Raw genomic sequence first — 19,460 nt, 5'->3', positions numbered from 1 at the left:
GCCACCCCTGGACCCCGCAGAGCGACAGCTTCCTGGCCACCGCCCCCGGCGTCCACGCCCAGGCCGTCGCCACGCTCTCCCGCTGAACCCGCACACCACGACCCGCACACGACGCACGAAGGACCGGAACACCATGACCACGATCGCAGTACTCGGAAACGGCCGCGTCGGCGGAAACCTGGCCACCTCCCTCACCCGGGCGGGACATGAGGTGACGGTGGCGGACCGCACGCCGGGAGCCGCCGCCGACGCCGCCCGCACGGCCCGGATCGTCATCAACGCCACACCGGGCGCCGGCTCCCTCGAACGGCTCACCGCCCTGCGCGAGGAACTGCGCGGGAAGATCCTCGTCGACGTCTCCAACGCCACCGCCGACGGCCCGGACGGCCTGCCCGCCGACCTCATCTACCCCGGCTCCAGCCTCGCCGAACAGCTCCAGGAAGCGCTCCCCGAAACCCACGTCGTCAAAACGCTCAACACCATGCTCTTCCCGGTGATGACCGCACCGGCCACGCTCACCCAGCCGCCGACCGCCTTCCTCTCCGGAGAAGACCCGCAAGCCAAGCAGACCGTCCGTGAACTGCTCACCGACCTCGGCTGGCGCAAGGAATGGATCACCGACCTCGGCGGGATCCGGACCGCCCGCGCAACGGAGGCGGCGATCCTGTTCGTACCGCACGTGATCCGCTCCACCGGATTCACCCCCTTCGCCCTCTCCATAGCCCGCTGACCCGCACCACCGCGGGCGGGATCTGTACTGCGGAGTGACCTCTTGAGCAGCTACTTTCGGTCGTGAAGCGGAGGGAGCGACCCGAAGGCCAGGGTGTCAGGGCAGGATCGGTATCGTCGACGGAGGCAGGGATCGCGCCCGAAAGGATCGCGGGCATCGCCTGGCAGGAAGTCCAGGGAGACCCAGGGATCTTGGACGGCCTCGCCCGCGAGGGACGCAGCTTCCTGCCGGGCAGCGAAGATCCCGACCGGACGTCGATGGGTCCCTTGTCCGCCCGAGTACGCCGCGCCGCCGAAGTCCGCGGGTATGACCCGCACCACGTCTTCGACGCCGGCCTGGACGAGGTGGGAAGAGCACTGCGGTGAGCGAGACCAACAACCAGACCCGGCGACGCCCCCCAGCACGGGCCTCGCGGACAGGCACGGCCGTATGTGCCTTCGTCCTGGCACTGGGCCACGTGGCGGCGGGATATCTCGAACTGCTCGCCTATGCGGTCGAACCCGCCGGCCCCTGGGACAGTGAGGCCGTCACCCACTCCCACTACGCAGCCGGTCTGGCGTTGACCCTGACGGTCGTGACGGCTTTGTCGTCGTGGGTTTTCGTGAAGGCCGAGTGGTTGCGCAGATGGTGGCTCGCCGTTCCGCCGGCCCTGGCTCTGGCCGCGATTGTGCGCTTGACGGTTCTCACGCCCGGCCTTTGAGGCGTGTCCGAGCTTGATGCCGCTGGTTGACGGTCGGCGCATGATGGCCGTCATGGACTGGGCTGTCGGGCGGGTCAGTTCGTCCGGCAACTGCACGGCAGGCGCGGACTTCGCCGGGATCAAGACCCTCCTGGCACAGGGGCAGACAGCGGGATGGTGGCACTACGAGGTCGGATGTGGCACCGACGCGTGGTGGAACGCCTGAGCTTGCCGGCCATCCGATTCGTCGAGGTCTGATGCCGGCCTTGTGACGTGCGGGTCAGGCGTATGACTCGCCTGTGGCGAGGACGCGTCCGACGTCGTCCTCGGGGCGGACGCTGGTGCCGGACCACCAGAGCCACCCCATGCCGCCCGGCGGGTCAGCCGGGGGTGGAGCCGGTCCCAGGCCTGCGCGGTCGCCGTCCCGTACCGCTCGGCGTCGGTCACGGTCACTACCGCCACCCCGCCACCCCGCCACCTCTCCCCAGGTCTGATCGCCTGCTTCTTCCTCCAGGGCTTCGGCCGGCAGATGCCGGCGACCCCACCGGCCGGCGGGACGCGCGAAGGCCCTGCCTGCAACCCAACCACAGGCAGGGCCTTCGCCATGCCGTGTTCGCGCACCGGGCCCCGGCCGCGGGGGCTGCGGACCGGCGCGCGGGGCCGTCAGGGAGCGGCGACGTACACGACCTGGCTCACGGCGTTCTCGAACTGCGGCGCGCCGGTGTAGGTCGCACGCCAGTAACCCGCACCTGCCTGCGGGGCAGCGGTGGAGAAGGCGTAGCCCTCACCGTTCCATCTGGCGTCCGGCACGGTGGCAACGGTGGTCCAGCCGCCCTTGCCGGTGGCGGAGTACTGGATGTTCACCGGGATGGTGCCCGGCGTCGAGTTGCCTTCGAACCCCATGCTGCCGGCGACCTCCACGGTCGCGGCATCGGAGCGGGTCGCGGTGAGGGACCGGAACGCGGCGGGCTGCACGACCATGATGTCGACGCTCGCCTGGGCGTCGGCCAGGAACAGGTCGTCGCTGTGCCAGCCGACCGCGATCGAGGAGTTGCTCCAGAGCGGCTGGGTCGCCGGGAAGAGCGCGTTGCCGCCGGCGTCCGTGGTGCGCTGGACGAAGTCGCCGAAGGAGTTGGAGCCCATCGTCTTGCCGGCCAGCGGCTGCCAGCCGGTGGGCGAGTTCCAGAGCAGGGTGGCGCTGGTCGAGTTCACCGTGCCCTTGAACGGGACCTTCCGCTCGCTCGGAGTCTCGACGATCTTGGTGGCGGTCTTCTTCACCGTGATCGGGAAGGTCTTCGAGGAGGACTGGTTGTAGAAGACGTGGTTCGGGTCGTACTGGAAGGCCGCCTCGATGCGGTTCTGGTATTGGTCGGTGACCGGGAGCGTGGCGGAGAAGCTGCCGTCCGCCGCGGTCGTCACCTCCGCATACTCCATGTACGAGCTGACCGCCACGGTCAGCCCGCCCATCGGGGTGATGGCGCCGGAACCCGGCCACTGGCCCATCAGGTGACCGCTGATGGTGACGCTGCGGTGCTGGTAGTCGACCGTGGTGCGGTCGACCTTCGTGTCCTTCATGTTCGTCTGCACGGCGTAGTAGAAATAGCCCACGCCGGCGGCCGAAAGCGTGTCGCCGCCCTCGTCGGAGGCCGACACGTCGATGCGGTAGCTGCCCAGGTCCGGCAACTGGATGCGCCCGCGGTTCTTCCACGTACCGTTCTCGGCGGTGCCGGAGGTCAGATCGAAGTTCCCCACCGTGGCCACGGTCTGCTGGGTTTCCATCGAGTACAGGCTGACCTTGACGTTCTTGACGGCGCTCGGCGCGGTCAAGGACACGACGATCTTGCCGTTGTTGGTCCAGTCGTTGTGAGCTTCCTGGACCGTGATGCCGGTGACTCCGCTGTCCGCGTGCGCGGCTGTGGTGCCGCCCAGTACGAGACTCCCGGCGGCCAGCGCTGCGGCACAGGCCAGCAGGGCACGACGAGTTGCCATTGTTCCCCCCTTGTACACCGCTGTGTCGCCGACTGGCGATCAGCAGACGGACGCTACCAGCACCTTCGCTCCGTCCTCCAACGGGAAATGCGGGACGTGTACGACCTCATCGCATGGGCACGGAACCAGGCGGAAGACCTGGCAGGCCTGTGGGGGAGGTCGAGAAGAGGCCGGCGGAACCGGAGATCGTGGGAAACCGAGTCGTCCCCTGGGCGACGACGGACAACGGGGAGTGCCTCTGCTGGCTTGTTCGGCCAGGCCTCCCACCGGACCAACGGACCGTCATGGTGAACGAGGCGCGTGGAGAGTGCTGGGAGCACCATTCCGTGTCCTGCACCCAATTCCTCGCGTCGTCCCTCAAGGGAGAGCCGCAGTCGAACATCCTCTCCTCCCTGATCCGGGCGGGTGGGTGGACGCGGCCGGTGCGCGTCGCCGATCATGGTCCGATGCCGTTCGCCGTTCATGAGACCGACGTGTTCGAGAGTTCCAGGGGCCGTCTGGAGGCGATCGCCTATCGGCTGCTGGGGTCGGCGGGCGACGCCGAGGACGCGGTGCAGGACACGTATCTGCGCTGGCACGCGACGGACCGGGAACGGATCGAGACGCCCGAGGCATGGCTGACGAAGGTGCTCACCAACATCTGCCTCAACCAGCTCTCCTCCGCGCGGGTCAGGCGGGAGACGTACGTGGGGCAGTGGCTTCCGGAGCCGGTCCTGGCGGGCGACCGGATGCTCGGGCCCAGTGACACCGCGGAACAGCGCGAGTCGGTGTCCCTCGCGATGCTCACCCTCATGGAGCGGCTGTCGCCCAACGAGCGGGCCGTGTACGTGCTGCGCGAAGCGTTCGGGTACGGGCACCGCGAGGTGGCCGAGATCCTCGACCTCACCGAGTCGAACTGCCAGCAGATCCACCGCCGCGCCAAGCAGCACCTCACCGCAGACCGGGCCCGCACCGAGGTCGACGCGGCCACCGCCCGCGAGGTCGTCCGGGAGTTCCTCGCCGCGGCCCTCAGCGGAGACACCGACCCACTGGTCCGGCTGCTCACCGAAGACGCCGTCAGCGTGGCCGACGGCGGCGCACGGGTCCAGGCCCGCAGGACCCCGGTCATCGGCGCGCTCGGCATCGCGCGCTACCTGCGGGGACTGTTCCGGCCGGGCCCCGCCAAACGAGCGGTCACCGGTGGCAGCGTCGCTCTCCACGCCGACGTCGTCAACGGCGCTCCCGCCGTACTGATCGCGGTCGACGAGCGGATCCTCGGCGTCATCTGCCTCGCCCCGACCGCCGACGGCGTCGAGGCGCTCCACATCCAGGTCAACCCCGACAAACTCGAACGCATCACGCGCCAGTGGGCGGCCGCCGGCCCCCATCAGCCCCTCACGGAGATCTGGTGACCCGAATGTGATCCACGTCACGGCCGATCCCTGTCAGGGATCGTGCGGCTGTCCGGTTCAGGAGGTGAACCCAACCGGACAGGAGCCCGTCATGAAGCACCGAATCGTCGTCCTGGGAGCCGGATACGCCGGAGCCGTCACCGCCGGCCGCCTCGCCAGGCGGCTGCACCGCGACGATGTCGAGATCACCCTGGTCAACGGCGACCCCGACTTCGTCGAACGCATACGGCTGCACCAGCTCGCCAGCGGCCAGGACCTGCCGCGCCGCCCGCTGCGCGAGGTGTACGAGGGCACCGGCGTGCAGGTCCGGCCCGCATGGGTCACCGAAGTCGACGCCGACCGCAAGACCGTCGGCCTCAGCGGCGAGAACGGCGTCGAGAGCCTCGCCTACGACACGCTCGTCTACGCCCTGGGAAGCACCAACGCCGACCACGGCGTCCCCGGCGTCGCCGAGCACGCCCACGACGTCGCCGGCAAGCAGGGCGCACTGCGGCTGCGCGCACGCCTGAACGAACTGGAGCCGGGCGAGGCCGTCCTGGTCGTCGGCGGCGGCCTGACCGGCATCGAAGCGGCCACCGAGATCGCCGAGGCACACCCCCACCTCAAGGTCGCCATCGCCGCCCGCGAGGGCGTGGGCGGCTGGCTCAGTGACAAGGCACAGCGCCACCTGGGCACCGTCCTCGACCGGCTCGGCATCACGGTTCACGACGGGGCGGACATCGAGCGCGTCGAAGCGAACCGGGTCCTGACCGATGCGGCCGGGGAGATCCCGGCGCAGGTCACCGTGTGGACCGCCGGGTTCACCGTGCACCCCATCGCGGCCGCCACCACCCTCAAGGTGTCGGACACCGGCCGGATCATCGTCGACGGCACCATGCGCTCGGTCTCGCACCCCGACGTGTACGCCGTCGGCGACGCCGCGCTCGCCGACGGCGCGGGCGGCAAGGCGCTGCGGATGTCCTGCGCCACCGCCACCCCGATGGCATGGCAGGCGGCCGACGCCCTCGCCGCGCGCCTGACCGGCCGAAAGGTCCCCGAGAAGCCGATCGGGTACGCCGCCCAGTGCATCAGCCTCGGACGCCGCGACGGAATCCTCCAGCGGGTCACCCACGAGGACGAGATGACGCCCACGGTCATCACGGGCCGGGCCGGCGCCCGCATCAAGGAGTTCATCTGCGCGTCCACGGCATGGGGCCTGGCCCACCCGACGATGCTCCTCCCCACCCGCCGCCACCGCATCGCCCCGGCGACGTGACGCTCCTCATTCCGGAACGGCTGGGTGAGTGGCCGACAACGCGCCTGCCCGGACGTTCGCCGCCAGCTGCGCGAGGCCGGGCTGTCGGTTCCGTTCCGACTCTTCGTCCCGCTCACCTCGGCGTCCGCCCGCCACTCCCGCTCACCGTCGTACGGGCGTGACCGCCTGCCCGTCCGAAGCCGCAGGGACCGCGTCGCCTCGCCCGGCGCCCGCCGGATCCTTGACCAGCAGCGCGATGTACGTGACGTCGAGGGCGAAGCAGAGCACGCCGAGCCCGAGGACGAGCGGGGAGTACTCCACCACCCCGAAGAGGACGGCTCCGGCGAGCGTGCCGACGCACTTGGCGACCGCGATGACCAGGGACTGCCCGCGCGGGCCGCGCCGGCTCGCGTAGAGGGCGATGAACAGCCCGGACATCAGCAGGTTCTGCAGGAACGCCGAGTAGTGGCCCCCGTCCTGCGGGCCGAATTCCGCGACGAAGAGCCACTGGACGACGAAAGCGCTCGCGAAGAGGAGCACGCTCCACACGGCGAACAGCCGCGGGGTGACGAATCCGGGCAGCTCGGCCCGGCCGTGGCGCAGGTACGTGTACACGATGACGACGTCGGCGACGGTCCACACCGCGTTGATGACGGCCTGGGCCGTGTCCGCCGATCCGCTGAACCCCTGGACGGAGTACGTCGCTTCCCACGCGAAGTTCAGCGCCAGGGCCCCGGCGGGTATCGCGTACGTCCGATCCCGCAGCCCCACCCGTATCGCCTCGACGTACACGACTGTCCACGCCAGCCCGCCGACCAGAGCCAACAACTGTTCCATGCCATCCCCCACATTCCGCACGATCAGAGCCTCCGCACCCTAAACGATCACCTCCGAGCCCGGCTGCGCGCAGTAGGGCCGTTGCCGCCCGGATGCGGTGCGGGACCCCCAGCCGCACTGCCGCAGAAACGGCTCCGGCGGGGACCGACGCACGGTGCGGCGCCGTCACGTGGCGGGCTCGGCCGGGGTTGGTTGCGGGGAGCGCAGCGGGGGTCGGGCCAGGACCTCGCGTTCGCGCGGGGTCAGTTCCGGGCCGTCGAGCAGCGGTTTGCGGGGGCCGAGGGCGGCGGCCAGGAGGACGGCGGGATGGCCCAGGACGTGTGCGGGTCTGCGCATGGCCATGACGTCGGTGAGCTTCCTGACGATCAGGGCATTGCCGATGGCGGCGCGGTTGAGGCGGTGTACGTAGCGGGCCGTCAGCCGGTCCGCCGGCGTGGGCTTCCTGCCGATGGCACCCGGGTAGAACCGGTCCTGGCCGACCGCGAGCATCCAGGCGGCCCCAGCGGGACGGGCGATGGCGCGCTGCGCCTTCGACGCGAATCCCGGCGAGAGGACGGACGTACGCCGGGCCTGGTCCCGCAGGGCGAGGGCGCCCAGGGCCGCGGCGGACATGCCGTGTCCGTAAACGGGGTTGAGGCTGGTGGCCGCGTCGCCCACGGCGATGAACCCGTCCGGCAGCGGGGCCTGCTCGAAGTGGCGGCGCCTGTTGGCGGTACGGGTGAAGACCGCCACCTCGCCGGCCGGCTCGGCCCGGGCGAGGAATTCGGCCACGAGGGGGTGGCGGGCCCGGCGGGCGAATTCCTCGAAGAGGTCCTCTTCGGATGAGGGCTCGCCGCCGCGGGTCCCCGAGAGGCTGACGTGCCACTGGCCGTTCTCGATGGAGATGATCGTGGCGACGATTCCGGGGCGGCCCTGGCGCGTGTCGGCGGGTATGTGGATGACCGGCCAGTCGGTCCCGGCCCCTTCGGGTGCCCAGTACTTGCGGCTGGCGTAGCGGACGCCCGCGTCGACGACGGTTTCGCGCACCTGCGGGCCGCCGATGTCGCGGAGCCACTGGGCGCTCTTCGAGTTGCGGCCCGTCGCGTCGACGACGAGGTCCGCGGCGATGAGGCGCCGCTCGCCCTCGGCGTCGCGCACGGCGACGCCGAGCACGTGGGCCGCGTCGCCTTCCAGGCCGCAGACCCTGGTCCCGGTCTGCACCCTGACGTTGGGCAGCCGCAGGACCCGTTCGCGTACGGCCCAGTCGATCAGGTTGCGGCTGGCGCCGATCAGGTAGTGGGTGTCGGCCCAGGAGCGGCGGAACCAGCCGGCCGCGGAGAAGGACACCATGCCGTTGGGGATCGGGACGCGGTGGGCGCCGGCGGCCAGCCAGTCACCGGTGACACCCGGCAGCAGCTCCTCCATCGCATCCGCCCCTCCCGCCCAGAGCATGTGGGCGTGGGCCGCCTGGGGGAGCCGGGCCCGGGGTGCGGGCGCATCGGGCAGTGCCGCGTCGTGCTCCAGGATCAGGACCTCGTGCGCGAAGGGGGCGAGGGCGGCGGCGGCGAGGGTGCCGGCCAGGCCGCCTCCCAGGACGACCGCACGGGCGCGGGACGGGGGGAGCTCTGTCATAGGGCGCTGCTTTCTAGGATGGCGGACTGCCGGAAGGAGCGGACGGTGCCCGATTTGGCCAGCGCGAGTGACATCCGTACGAGCCCCTGTGGGCTGTTCGGCGATGTCAGGACCATGTCCACGGTGCGCGGGACTGAGCGAGGCGCTGCGTTCTGGGCCTTTTCCCAGGCCACGACGGCGCTCGCCAGGGCGGCGGCGTCTGCCACGGCCTCGGCCTCGTCAGGTGCCCGGCCGGCATCCAGTTCCGTACGCAGCGCCTGTTCGCGCACACCGGCGTGGAGGTACGGATTGACCGCGAGGATCCCGTCGTGGATGTCGGACTCGCGCTGGGTCAGCCGGATCTCGATGGGCGTCCACGATCCGGCCGACAGGTCGATGCTGTGCCGGGTCGCCGTCCGGAGTTCCTGGTGGAGCGGGCGGAGCAGGCGGTAGCGGCGCCACATCCGCCACCGGCTGGTGACGTGCTGCGAGATGAGGGGCAGGACGAAGCCGGTCGCGATCAGCAGCGCGGAGACCGAGGCGAGGGTGGGGGCGAGCTGCACGCTGAGGACGCTCCAGTCGCGGCCGGCCCAGCGGGCTCCGATCGCCGTCAGTTTGGCGACGTCGTAGAGCAGGTTGAGTACGTAGCCGGCAGCGATGAGCGCGAGCCCCGCGCGCAGACCGCCGTGCACCTCGCGGGCCCATCTGCGGCACAGGACCGTCATGGTGACGGCAGCTGTGGTGTGGGCCGCGATGTAGAGGAGGATCATCTCCCTGATGTACGGCGTGGTCGCGTAGTAGGTGTCCAGGTCGCGCAGGCGTTCTTCGGGGGCGTCGCCCAGGACGAAGAGGGTGTTGATGGCCGCGATCACGGCGAGCGTGGCCAGGGTGCACAGACGGGAGCGCCGACGCGCCCTCGCGGCCTCCTCGGGTGTGCTGCTCCAGTGCAGGATGAGGACGATGTTGGCCCCGGAGAAGGCCGTGAGCAGGGAGAAGACGAGCGGTGCGGCGGCGTTGGGGACGCCGGTGATCCGGTTGACGGCGATGAGGGTCGGGATGGCGGTGCACCCGAAGACCGCGGTGGCCAGTGCCAGGAGGACGCACACGGACCGCAGGAGCTCGTCGCGCGGGTTGCGGCACAGTGCGGGCAGCTTCAGGACGGTGGCCAGCAGCAGCACGGCCCCGGGCAGGTAGAACCCCAGCCCGTTGGAGTCGTTCACCGCGGGCCCCGCTGGGCGGCCGGGGGCTGGGTCATGGGTGGGTCTTCCTCAGGAGCGGTTCAGGGGTGGTGGGCGGGGCGGCCGACGGCTGGTGGGTCCGGACGCGGGCTGGTTCGCGGTTCGTCCGGCGGGAGAGCGCGGTGTAGTGCGCGGCGACCCGGGCCATGCCTTCGGCTCCGGTGGCGATGACCGGGCCGAGGGCTTCGAGCCCGGCGGCCTGGGCCGACTCGTCGAGGAGGTCAGGTCGGTCGGGGCGGTCCCGGCTCGCCTCGATGGCGTCGGCGATCATCGTGGCCGCCGCGAGCGCGGACGCGGCCTCCGGGTCCTCGCCCGCCTGCCGGGCCTCCGCTCGGGCCGCGGCCAGGACGTACGGGTCGCAGTACGGGGCCAGCGCGAACAGCCGGTCGTACACATCGCATTCGCGGTTGCTCAGGCGCGCGCCGAGGGCGAGCAAGGGCAGCCGCGGTGAGCCCGCATCGGGCGCCAGCGGGCCCAGATCACGGTGGAGCGGTCCGAGCTGCCGGTAGAGCCGCCATGTCTGCCAGTGCGCTGCCAGCCGTTCGCCCTGGGGGAGCAGGAACCCCAGGGTGGTGAGCAGGGCGCCGACGCTCGCCGCCGGCGGTGCGATGTACGAGCTGAGGGGGTCGAGGTCACCGCCGGCCCACCGGGCCACGACGGCCGTCCCCTTGGTCAGGCCGAACACCACGTTGAGCACGAACCCGGCCACGAGGGTGCGCAGGCCCGCCTTCACCCAGCCGCCGACCTCCCGCGACCACCGCCAGCACAGGAAGGGGAGGACGGCGCCCACCAGGATGTGCCACCCGAGGTAGACGATGATCATCTCGCGGATGAACGGGGTGTTCGCGTAGTGGGTGTCGAAGTCGCGCAGCCGCTCCACCGGGGCGTCGCCGAGGGCGAAGAGGAGGGGAATGAGGCACGTGACCACGGCGCACGCGGCCAGCCAGCGCCGTGCCCGCCTGCGCGCGGTCCGGCCCGTGCCCTCACGCCAGTAGACGAGGAGGGCGATGCAGGAGGCGTTGAAGGCGCTGAGGATGACGTACACCAGTGGCGCGGAGACGTTGGCGACGCCCGTGCCGTGGTTGAGCGCCCTGATCGTGGGCGGGGCGGCGAAGACATAGCCGGCGCAGGCCGTGAAGATCAGTCCTGCCATGGCCGTCACCATGGGATTCCGCCGCCGCAGGAGAGCAGGCGCCTTCGACAGCAGGGCGAGGAAGAGGGCCCCTGCCGGTATGTAGTAGTCCAGATCCCGCATCAGTCGTCCGCGGCGCCGAGCGAGGCCTGGATCCTCGCGGGAGTGCCTTCCAGGACACGCTGCTCGGGATCGTGCTCCACGTGGCGCCGCAGCCGCCGTCCCATGAGCCTGCCGAACCTCTCGGCCTCGGCCTCCTCGTCCGACACCGCGTGGCTGCGCGCGGCGACGTGCCGTACGGCGGCCTCCAGCTCGGCGTCGGCCATGTCGCCGCTGACGAACCGCGTGGCGACGCGGGCGACCCGGTCGTCCAGGGCGTGTTCGCCGCAGTGTCCTTGCAGCATGTGCCAGATCTCGTGGCCGAGGATGACGAGGGAGTGGAAGTCGCTCGTGCTCTTCACGACGGCGATCACGTCGTCGTTCTGCCGGTCCGCCCACAGGCCCGAGACGGGCCCGACGCCGGCCGGGAAGTTGCGCCGCACGATCCGTACGGGGCGGCCGCGGCGCTGGGTGAGGTACGCGGCCGGCCTGCGGAACAGCCGGTCCACATCGGAGGGGACGGGATCACCGAGGCCGGCTTCCAACTCCGCGTACAGCTCTGCCATCTGCTGATCCAGCCGCTGTCGGCGCCGCCTGCCCGCCATGGTCCTCCCGCCTCTCCACTCGCCGGGGGCCACGCCCCCGGCACCACCCGCCATCCCCGGTCGCCATCGGCCCTCGCTCGCGCCGTCCGCCCTCCGCGTCAGTCCACCTGCCGGTCGCCCTGCCGGTCGCCCTGCCGGTCGCCCTGCCGGTCGCCCTGCCGGTCGCCCTGCCGGTCACCCTGTTGGTCGTCGAGGATGACCTCAAGCAGCGCCTGCATCTTGGCCAAGGTCTCGGGAGCCCCGCGGAAAGCCACCTTCCGGAGCTCGTACCGCTCCTTCAGCGCCTTGAGCCCGGCGAGCTGCTGGGCCTGCACCGTCTCCAGCTTCTCCCTGAAGGCCCGGTCCAGGGCCTGTGACGGGGTCGCGGTCAGGAATCCGCGCGGTACCCGGAAGAAGTCCTCGATGCGCGCCGCATGCTCCAGCTTCGGCACGGCGCGGCCCTTGAGCAGCTCGCCCACCCACTGGGGCGTCACGCCCGCGCCTTCGGCGATCTCCGTCTGCGTGTAGGGCGCTCCGTCGCGGCGCAGCCGGGTCCGGCGCAGGAACTTCAGCCGCTCGACCACCTGTTCAAGGAAGTCGATCTCGGCCATCGGCCTGCGGCTGAGCCCGGCCCGGACGATGCCGACCGGCAGGCCGGTGTCCCACGAGATGGCCTCCGCGTCCAGGACCCTGTCCCAGTCGAGTTCCGCTTCCTCGATCAGCCCCTCCAGCAGCGACAGGCTGTGGAGGTGGGGAGTGGGGACGGTCACGGATGCTCCCGGCGGCTTGGCGGCATGTTCCCGTGCGGTGGTGCACGGCAGCAGGGCGCTGTGCGCGTGCCCCGCTACTAGAGCAGACCAAGGATTGCTTGCACAAGTGAAAGGATCATTGAGACCGGGCAGGAGCGGGGGAGCCCGCGGTGCGGCCAGATGGCCTGTTCAGCCGTACGGCACAGTGGTTTTGGCCACCTGGCGAAAGGAACCAGCCGCAGGCGAGTGAAACTATCCTTTCGTGACGTGAAACCATCGTTGACATCCGTGCGGTGCGAGCATCAGGATTCTCGACGTCAGGAAGATCAACACTCCGGGCGGCGGGCCGGTCGGCCGGAGCCGGATGCCTGACACCTGCGGCCTGCCGGCCATCTCGGGCTGTGCGGAGGCGGCTTGCGGCCGCAGAGGTCGGACAGGGGGCCCGGGCCGGGGGGCGGGCCCCCTCCCACCTGACGCGCCATCCGCCACGACGCGCACTCGGAGGTACCCACGATGCTCGCTCCGGTGCCGTGAGGGCGCTGACCGGGGCAGCTGACACCGAGGGGAACGCTGACCGCAGGCCGGAGACGGAGCAGGAGCGCGAGCCCTGCCAACCGCCGGACCCCGACCCCGTCGGAAACCCCGTCGAAAACCCCGTCGTAGTGCTGACTGAGATCCGTGCTCATGACGACATCAGTCCAATTGACCCCGCCGCGTGGCTACCACTTCGCGAAGGGCGTACGGAGCGCGACCTCGGGAGCGGCCCGCCGCAGGGCTTCCCCGAAGTCACGGGCCAGATCGGTGAGGAGTTCCAGTGCTCCCGCACGTGACAGGACCTCCCGGTCGGGATCCGGACGCCATGCCGTGCCCGAGGTGCATCGGATCTCCGTCGCGTCCCCCGCGGGCGCGAAGGTCAAGCGGCGCTCGATCCCCTGCCCGTACAGGTCGATCTCGGCGGGGCGGCCCGAGCGCAGAGCGTCGATCGCCGCGGGGAGCTGCTCGATCACCGAGGAAAGGTCGTACGAGATGTTGACCGGCCACTCCTCCTGGCCGAACCCGGAGACGACGAACCGTGCATCGGTGTCGGAAAGCAGCTGGCACGCGTCCATGGCCAGCGACTCGTAGTCGTCGGAGAGTTCGACGTCCAGCAGATCGGCCGGCAGTTCCGCCGAAGGGGGCGTGAGAGACATCCGCATGCGTTATCCACCGTCATTTCATTTCACTATGGGGAATGCTGTTTTGTACGTTCCGTCGGGTTTCGGGACCATGCGGACGTGCGTCGGTTCCACGATCGACCCGTCAGGTTTGATGACCTGACCCATTCCCGGCGGAATCGGTACTTCGCGCACGCCCCCGTTGGGGTCGTGGTGCTGCTTCAAGAATTCCACGGCCTTGGAATTGTCCAGCCACTGTCCCTGGTCGTTCCCGGTGGAGCGGGCGCGGTCCGTGAGGCTCTGCGTGTTCTTCGTTCCCTCTCCGTGCTCGCTGAAGGTGTGACCGAACGTCGGGCGGCTCTTCTCGTTCCAGTTCAGGTCCTCGGTCTTCTTCTTGCACGGCTTGAGTCCGAGCGGATCGGACCAGGTGTGCGGATTGGAGACGTAGGACCGGGGAGTGGGCGCGGGCGCCAGACCCAGGGGATCCGGTGTCAGGTACTGGGCGACCTCCGGGTCGTAGTGCCGGAAGTAGTTGTAGTGCAGCCCGGTTTCCGGATCGAAGTACTGCCCCGGGAACCTGAGGGGGGTGTAGGCGGTACTGGTGGCCGCCCAGGTCGTGGTGCCCCACAACGTGCTGCGCATGCGCCATGCGAGGTTGCCCGCATCGTCGATCAACTCGCTCGGTGTCCCGATCAGGTCGGTGACGATGGAGAAGAACCGCTCGGCGACGAGTTCCCGTGGCGCGTCCGGTCCGAGGATGCGCTCCGTCTGGGTGAGCGGATGCAGTCCGTCGTGGTCCCAGGTGAGCGCGACCGGATGGGGCAGGGCCTCGCCGGTGGACGTCTGTTCGCACAGCAGCGTGTCGTCCCAGACGAAGGACACCTGCTCGACGGGGGTGGGCTCGCCGGCAGCCAGGCGCTCCTTGGACACGCGCCGGCCGAGCGCGTCGTACCGGTAGCGCCAGACGGAACCGTCGGGAGTCGTGACGGAGGTCAGACGGTCTTCGGCATCCCACCGGTAGTGCCAGGTGTCCGGCTTCCGGGACAGCCGGGACTTCTGCCGCAGGACGATCCGGCCCTGTGCATCGCGTTCGTAGCGGACGTTCCCCGCGCGGGTGATCCGGGTGCCGTCGTAGGACCGGGAACCCGCTGCCTCCTGTTCCGCGTGGGTGGCCGGCCATGACGCTTCGGTCTGGTTGCCCACCGCGTCGTAGGAGTAGCGCTCGGCCCAGTCTTCGGCACGAACCGCCGTGACGCGGCCGGCCGCGTCGAGGTCGAAGCTGCGGCGTCCGGCGAGTGCGTCGTCCACGCCGAGCAGATTGCCGTCCGCCCTGTAGGCGTAGGCGCGACGCTGGAGCGAGCGTCCACGGCTGATGACGCGCTGCTCGGTCATGCGACCCATCGCGTCGTATCCGTGATGCAGCGTGAACGATTCCCCGATACGGCGCGTCACCTCATGGCCGGCGGCGTCCCGTTCGAAGGACATCGTGCGGCCCGAGGGCCCGCCGCGGACTCGGCATCGGTGCTTGCGCTTTCGAGGTGTACCACCTACGCCTTATGTCGTGGTGATGGGCCTGCTTGCCGACGAGTCGACTGAACTGCACCCGATGACCACCTGACGAGCAGACACGGCCTTGCCTGCGCGGCATGGCGGCAGCGGCCGCCCTCCCGGCTTCGGGAGGGCGGCCGCTGTATCAGTTCCGGTGGTCCTCTCTACGCAGCGGGGGCGGGGAGTGGCGCAGTGCCGAGGGTGGGGATGGTCCAGCGCTGGGCGGGGCTGCTGTTGCAGTCGAACAGCCAGAGGGGGGTTCCGGGACGGGTGTCGAGGTTGCCGAGGTCGAGGCAGCGGCCGGAGACCGGGTTGTAGATGCCGTTGTCGGCTCGGGGAAGGAACCTCTGGCCCGGGGCGCTGCTGTCGCAGACCTGGAGTTCGATGAGCGTCGTATTCGCCGTGCCTGCGTTCACCGCCCCGAGGCACATGCCGTTGGTGCGGATGGTTCCGTCGCCCCGGATCTGGAACTTCTGTGCGTCGCTGCCATTGCAGGCGGCGATCTGAATCTTGTTCCCGGGGTTGGCGCGGTTGAAGTCGTTGTCGACGCAGTTGGTGGCCGAAGCGGACAGCGCGATGGGGCCGGCGGCGCCAGGGGCGGTGGGGGCGACGGCATAGGGGTGGACGGCGAAGTCGCTGATACCGCCGTCGAGGAGGTCCCGACTGATTCCGTCGGCCTTGAACCGGCCGAGGACGAGGGGCCCGCTGGGTGCAGGGCTCGTAGAGGCCCGGTGTGTTCCGGTGGCGGCGAGTACGCCGTTGACGTAGAGGCTCATGAGGCCGGTGTCCGCGTTGTAGACGGCGGTCAGGCGGGTCCACGTACTCGGGGTGAACCGGGCTGTTTCATTGGCGGTGTTGGTGTAGTCGAAGGGCCATCCGTCCGTGTCGGCGTTGGCCAGGGCGAAGCGCCAGTTCGAGGAGTCGTCGGCGTACAGGATGAAGGAGCTGGTCCGATTGCCGTCCTGGCCGGCGACGACCTTCCCCTGTGTGCCCGCGCTGACCCAGGTGCTGATGGTGAAGCTCTTCCTGGTGTCGACGGCCGGTCGGGCGGTGGTGATGGTCGACGCCGATTCCGAGCCGTGGAACCTCGCGTACGTGGTGGTGCGTCCGCCGATCGTGTCGGAGAGGTAGCTGACGCCGACCGTCGTGGCGTCGTTCTTGCCGACGGTATCGGGGGTGGTGGTGCCGGTCGGCTGGGATGGCCCGGTCAGCGGCCACTGGCCCGTGGGGATGTTGAGGTTGCCCAGCGCTACGGCGGCTGTGCTGATTCCACTGGCCATCGGGTAGGAGGCGCCCGTGCCCCCGGTCATGGTGCCGGCGCCGTTGAAGGCAACGAGCTGCTGATTGGTGTCGACGGCCCACAGGTCGGGGATGCCGTCCCCGTTCAGGTCACCGTCGGAGCCGACACGGGGGTAGGTCTTGGGTTCCACCTTGCCGGAGATCAGGCCGGCGGCCGGGTCGGTGAAGCCGGTGAGGTCGGGTGCCTGCGCCGTGCCCTTGACGGAGAAGGCGTGCAGCGACCCGTCGGTCTTGGAACGGGCCCACAAGGTGGGGAAGTCGGTGCCCTGGGCTCGGCCGGGGGTGATCAGGTCGTATCCGTCCCACCGGGTGTCGTTGGCAGAGAGGAGGATGGCCGGGGACTCGAGCTCATCAGGTCCGACGGCGAGGGTCAGCCACAGCCGTCCGTTCTCCACGAAGAGCAGGGAGGTCTGCGGCAGGGCGTTCGGCTTGGTGCTGGTGTCACCGGTGACGGAGCCGAACGCGGCTATCTGCGTGACGTTGGACCAGTCTTGACCGTAGCCGACAGCCGCGCAGTCGAGAGCGGCGCGCGTCGGTGTGGCACAGTCGCTCGGCTTGACCATGGGAACGGCCGCCTGGGCGTCGAACCGGCCGGGGTTCCTGTCGTCGTTGCGGTACAGGTGGAGCGACGGAGAAGAAGGCGCGTGCGCGAACAGGTCGTCCACTGTCTGGGAGCCGGTGCTGCCGCGGTGGCTGATCTGGATGGTGTTCCAGCCGTTGTTGCCGGGGGCCGAATTGATGCTCGCCTTGGGGGCCGCGGCCGGGTCCGCGCCGCCGCCGATCACCCGCAACACGCCCGTGCTGTCGGACAGGAGGACGTCTGCCTTCCGGTCGCCGGTGACGTCACCGAAGATCGGCTTCGGGCTGTTCGGGTTGGCCGGAACGTAGTAGCTGTAGACGACGGGCTGGGACAGGTTGCCCGCGTTGTCCTGGGTCTGCACGTACAGGTGGTTGGTGCCCCAGCTCTGGGGAGTGACCTTGATCTCGGCCTTGCCCTCGGTGAACTTGGCCGTGTCCGTGTCGGTGCACTTCCAGTTTCCGGCCAGGGCCCTGACGGGGTCGGTGGTCCAGCGCGCGCAGGCCAGGCCCGAGGAGCGGCGGCCGCCCGCCGGTGCGGGGTCGGTGCCGGTCACGGTGAAGGTGCCTTCGTCGCCCGTCTGCTTGGGGTGGGCACCGATGGTGCCGGAGGCGGGGAAGTCCGTGGAACTGACCGCGGCGGTGGGCGGCGTGCGGTCCACGCGCAGGAAGCACCACTCGGTGGCCGCGCTCGTCAGCGTGCCGTCCGTGGTGCGCGCCGCCCAGCCGTACTGGTGCCCGTCGATCAAGCCGCCGATGCCCACCGTCGCGTCACCGTAGTCGCCGTTCCAGCCGGTCTGCGCGTACTCGGTCTTGCCGGTGTCGTCGTCCCAGTACTGGAAGGTCGTCTGGAGCTGGCGCTTGGTGGCCGAGTAGGTGGAGGTGGTGAGGGTGACGTTGCTGTTGGCGCCGACCCAGCCCGGGTTGTCCCACGCGTTCGCCGTGCCGGGCGTGCGGCAGTCGGCGTACGAAGCCGAGCTCGCGAACCCGGGGGTCGGACGGGTGCGCGGCCACCAGACGGTCGGCGTGATGTCGTACTCGACGACGATGTGCGGGGTGTTCTCGTACCGCTGCCGGTAGTACTTGTTGTACTCGTCGTCGGGGGCGAGTCCGAGGGTGATGGTGGGCCACTGGTACCGGACGGCGTTCTTCACCAGGTCCGTGACGGTGAAGTCGATCTGGCCGGTGCCCGACATGGTGGTGTGCCCGACCTGGCCGCAGCCCTGCATCGTGGAGCCGGTGGCGCACGGCTGCCGGTTCCAGCTGGTCGGGTTGCCGATGGCGTTGGTGGAGTACAGGCCCATCGGGGTGGGGGTGCTCGGGCTGGACGAGGAGATCACGGTCGCGGAGAACGTCGCGTTGATGATTTCGGCGTTGTATAGCCGCGAGTCGACACCGATCTGGAAGTAGGCGCGGGTGCGGCCGATTCCGGTGCACGGCGGGTTGCCGATGTTGTAGCCGCAGTAGCCGGTGGCCGGCTTGTCCTGGCCGTACTCGGTGCCGTTGAACTCGTTGGTGTCCGGATAGGCCTCCTGGACCTGGGCCCAGGCCTGGTTGGTGTTGTCCAGGACCGGGTTGACGCCCGGGTCGATGTACCAGGGGCCGGTGCCCTTGCCCAGCAGCTCGGCATCGGGGACTAGCTCGATCCCCTTCGCGTCGGCCGTCGTCCGGACCGGCTTCACGGCGGCGCCCGTGCCCGGGCCGTCCGCGCTGGAGGCTGTGGCGGCGCCGGGGGCGGAGGGCGGTTCATCCGGGGACGGGGCGGACTGCGGGGCGGCGGCCTTGGCCGACTTGCTCTGCTGCTGGGCGCCCGCGGGCGCGCTCGCGGCGGCCGAGTCCCACATGAAGGAGGTCGGGCCGGTGAAGCGGCTCCGGCCGTCGGCGTCCTTGATGTCGAGGTTGCCGGCGGCGTCACCGGCGACGGTCAGCCCCTCGGCTTCGATGTCCAGCCGCAGCTTCCTGACCGCCGGGTTCGCGGCGGCCTGCGCGGTGCGCACGATCAGGACCTGGCTCCAGCCGCCCTGCCGGTCGGCGCTCAGGCGCAGGTCCACGTCCGCAAGGACGTTGCGGTAGAGGGCGCTGTCCCCGTCGAGCGCGGGCTTGGGAAGGGGGAACGGTGCCTTGAAGGCCAGCTTCCGGCCGTCGGCCGTGGCCATGGAGACCATGGGGCCGGCGCCGCCGCCGGAGAAGCTGAGCTTCGAGGAGACCGCGGCCGGTACGACCGCGCCGTCGGCGGCGGTGTGGAGCGTGGCATCGAGCGGACGCCACTGCCCGTCCGCTCCCTTGAGGCGCTCCGGTACGGCGCTGGCGTCGGTGGTCAGCGTGCCGCCCGGATTGGCGAACGTCTGCGAGCCCGCGGTGGTCAGGTCGGTGATGGCCACCCGCTTGCCACTGCTCTTGGCTTCGGCGAGGGCCTTGGTGATGGCCGATTCCTGGGCGCTCGGCGCCGGTTTGGCCGTAGGAGCGGGCCAGGCGTTCTGCCCTGGCCCGTGGCCGCGGTCGCTGTCGGCTGCGGCTGCGGGCGGAGCAGCGATCAGGCCGGCCCCGAGCGAGAGCACGGCCACCCCGGCGACGGGCAGCATCGAGACGTGCAAGGCCCGCCGCCTGCGGCCCCCCGGCCTTGGTCTCCGC

Annotated in this window: 14 protein-coding genes and 1 pseudogene; 5 read left to right on the top strand and 10 right to left on the bottom strand. The window is 70.4% G+C overall.

Annotated elements, in window-relative coordinates; all coding sequences use genetic code 11:
• Nucleotides 1-133: 133 nt before the first annotated feature.
• The 3 genes from ACFYXV_RS32320 to ACFYXV_RS32310 all read left to right on the top strand — a co-directional run bounded on the left by ACFYXV_RS32320 (nt 134) and on the right by ACFYXV_RS32310 (nt 1,635).
• On the top strand, nt 134-730 hold the full coding sequence (locus ACFYXV_RS32320) for an NADPH-dependent F420 reductase (protein ID WP_389384837.1): 597 nt from the start codon (nt 134-136) through the stop codon (nt 728-730).
• 361 nt (nt 731-1,091) lie between these two features.
• A complete protein-coding gene (locus ACFYXV_RS32315; RefSeq protein WP_389384836.1) occupies nt 1,092-1,430 on the top strand; it encodes a hypothetical protein in 339 nt (112 codons plus the stop codon).
• Nucleotides 1,431-1,482: 52 nt separating this feature from the next.
• Entirely contained in the window at nt 1,483-1,635 is a 153-nt protein-coding gene (locus ACFYXV_RS32310) for a hypothetical protein (protein WP_389384835.1), read from the top strand.
• Nucleotides 1,636-2,072: 437 nt separating this feature from the next.
• Here ACFYXV_RS32310 and ACFYXV_RS32305 read toward each other — a convergent pair whose 3' ends face one another.
• Nucleotides 2,073-3,398, bottom strand: a complete 1,326-nt coding sequence (locus ACFYXV_RS32305; protein WP_389384834.1) for a hypothetical protein — start codon at nt 3,396-3,398, stop codon at nt 2,073-2,075.
• 446 nt (nt 3,399-3,844) lie between these two features.
• Here ACFYXV_RS32305 and ACFYXV_RS32300 point away from each other — a divergent pair, with 446 nt between their 5' ends.
• Both ACFYXV_RS32300 and ACFYXV_RS32295 read left to right on the top strand, forming a co-directional pair.
• Nucleotides 3,845-4,789, top strand: coding sequence for an RNA polymerase sigma-70 factor (locus ACFYXV_RS32300; protein ID WP_389384840.1), 945 nt, complete (start codon nt 3,845-3,847; stop codon nt 4,787-4,789).
• 91 nt (nt 4,790-4,880) lie between these two features.
• Complete coding sequence (locus ACFYXV_RS32295; protein ID WP_389384833.1) at nt 4,881-6,044, top strand: NAD(P)/FAD-dependent oxidoreductase; 1,164 nt, start codon at nt 4,881-4,883, stop codon at nt 6,042-6,044.
• A 141-nt stretch (nt 6,045-6,185) separates the two neighbouring features.
• Here ACFYXV_RS32295 and ACFYXV_RS32290 read toward each other — a convergent pair whose 3' ends face one another.
• From ACFYXV_RS32290 to ACFYXV_RS32250, 9 genes and pseudogenes are all read right to left on the bottom strand, one after another.
• Nucleotides 6,186-6,860, bottom strand: a complete 675-nt coding sequence (locus ACFYXV_RS32290) for a hypothetical protein (protein WP_389384832.1) — start codon at nt 6,858-6,860, stop codon at nt 6,186-6,188.
• 165 nt (nt 6,861-7,025) lie between these two features.
• Entirely contained in the window at nt 7,026-8,471 is a 1,446-nt protein-coding gene (locus ACFYXV_RS32285) for an FAD-dependent monooxygenase (protein ID WP_389384831.1), read from the bottom strand.
• Complete coding sequence (locus ACFYXV_RS32280; RefSeq protein ID WP_389384830.1) at nt 8,468-9,670, bottom strand: MAB_1171c family putative transporter; 1,203 nt, start codon at nt 9,668-9,670, stop codon at nt 8,468-8,470. Before ACFYXV_RS32280 ends, ACFYXV_RS32285 begins: the two co-directional genes overlap by 4 nt.
• A 31-nt stretch (nt 9,671-9,701) precedes the next feature.
• Nucleotides 9,702-10,943 carry an MAB_1171c family putative transporter gene (locus ACFYXV_RS32275; RefSeq protein ID WP_389384829.1) on the bottom strand — a complete coding sequence of 414 codons (1,242 nt, stop codon included), beginning with the start codon at nt 10,941-10,943 and terminating at the stop codon, nt 9,702-9,704.
• A complete protein-coding gene (locus tag ACFYXV_RS32270) occupies nt 10,943-11,485 on the bottom strand; it encodes a toxin-antitoxin system, toxin component (RefSeq protein ID WP_389384828.1) in 543 nt (180 codons plus the stop codon). The genes ACFYXV_RS32275 and ACFYXV_RS32270 overlap by 1 nt, the downstream gene beginning before the upstream one ends.
• A gap of 137 nt (nt 11,486-11,622) precedes the next feature.
• Nucleotides 11,623-12,273, bottom strand: coding sequence for a helix-turn-helix transcriptional regulator (locus ACFYXV_RS32265; RefSeq protein ID WP_389384827.1), 651 nt, complete (start codon nt 12,271-12,273; stop codon nt 11,623-11,625).
• Between the two features lie 698 nt (nt 12,274-12,971).
• Complete coding sequence (locus ACFYXV_RS32260; protein ID WP_389384826.1) at nt 12,972-13,448, bottom strand: hypothetical protein; 477 nt, start codon at nt 13,446-13,448, stop codon at nt 12,972-12,974.
• A gap of 354 nt (nt 13,449-13,802) precedes the next feature.
• Nucleotides 13,803-14,903 (bottom strand): annotated as a pseudogene (locus tag ACFYXV_RS32255) (RHS repeat domain-containing protein); the annotation flags it as partial.
• Between the two features lie 215 nt (nt 14,904-15,118).
• Nucleotides 15,119-19,423: a ricin-type beta-trefoil lectin domain protein gene (locus ACFYXV_RS32250; RefSeq protein ID WP_389384825.1), complete on the bottom strand. Its 4,305-nt coding sequence runs from the start codon at nt 19,421-19,423 to the stop codon at nt 15,119-15,121.
• Nucleotides 19,424-19,460: the final 37 nt, after the last annotated feature.

The sequence above is a fragment of the Streptomyces sp. NPDC002181 genome (genome assembly GCF_042890485.1).
In the GTDB taxonomy this organism is placed as follows: Bacteria; Actinomycetota; Actinomycetes; order Streptomycetales; family Streptomycetaceae; genus Streptomyces.
This window is presented reverse-complemented; position numbering and strand designations above follow the sequence as displayed.

Excerpts from the sequence above, each read along its gene's own strand:
- ACFYXV_RS32320 (WP_389384837.1), top strand. The coding sequence starts at position 134 with ATGACCACGATCGCAGTACTCGGAAACGGCCGCGTCGGCGGAAACCTG.
- ACFYXV_RS32310 (WP_389384835.1), top strand. The coding sequence starts at position 1,483 with ATGGACTGGGCTGTCGGGCGGGTCAGTTCGTCCGGCAACTGCACGGCA.
- ACFYXV_RS32305 (WP_389384834.1), bottom strand. The coding sequence starts at position 3,398 with ATGGCAACTCGTCGTGCCCTGCTGGCCTGTGCCGCAGCGCTGGCCGCC.
- ACFYXV_RS32300 (WP_389384840.1), top strand. The coding sequence starts at position 3,845 with ATGCCGTTCGCCGTTCATGAGACCGACGTGTTCGAGAGTTCCAGGGGC.
- ACFYXV_RS32295 (WP_389384833.1), top strand. The coding sequence starts at position 4,881 with ATGAAGCACCGAATCGTCGTCCTGGGAGCCGGATACGCCGGAGCCGTC.
- ACFYXV_RS32290 (WP_389384832.1), bottom strand. The coding sequence starts at position 6,860 with ATGGAACAGTTGTTGGCTCTGGTCGGCGGGCTGGCGTGGACAGTCGTG.
- ACFYXV_RS32285 (WP_389384831.1), bottom strand. The coding sequence starts at position 8,471 with ATGACAGAGCTCCCCCCGTCCCGCGCCCGTGCGGTCGTCCTGGGAGGC.
- ACFYXV_RS32275 (WP_389384829.1), bottom strand. The coding sequence starts at position 10,943 with ATGCGGGATCTGGACTACTACATACCGGCAGGGGCCCTCTTCCTCGCC.
- ACFYXV_RS32270 (WP_389384828.1), bottom strand. The coding sequence starts at position 11,485 with ATGGCAGAGCTGTACGCGGAGTTGGAAGCCGGCCTCGGTGATCCCGTC.
- ACFYXV_RS32260 (WP_389384826.1), bottom strand. The coding sequence starts at position 13,448 with ATGCGGATGTCTCTCACGCCCCCTTCGGCGGAACTGCCGGCCGATCTG.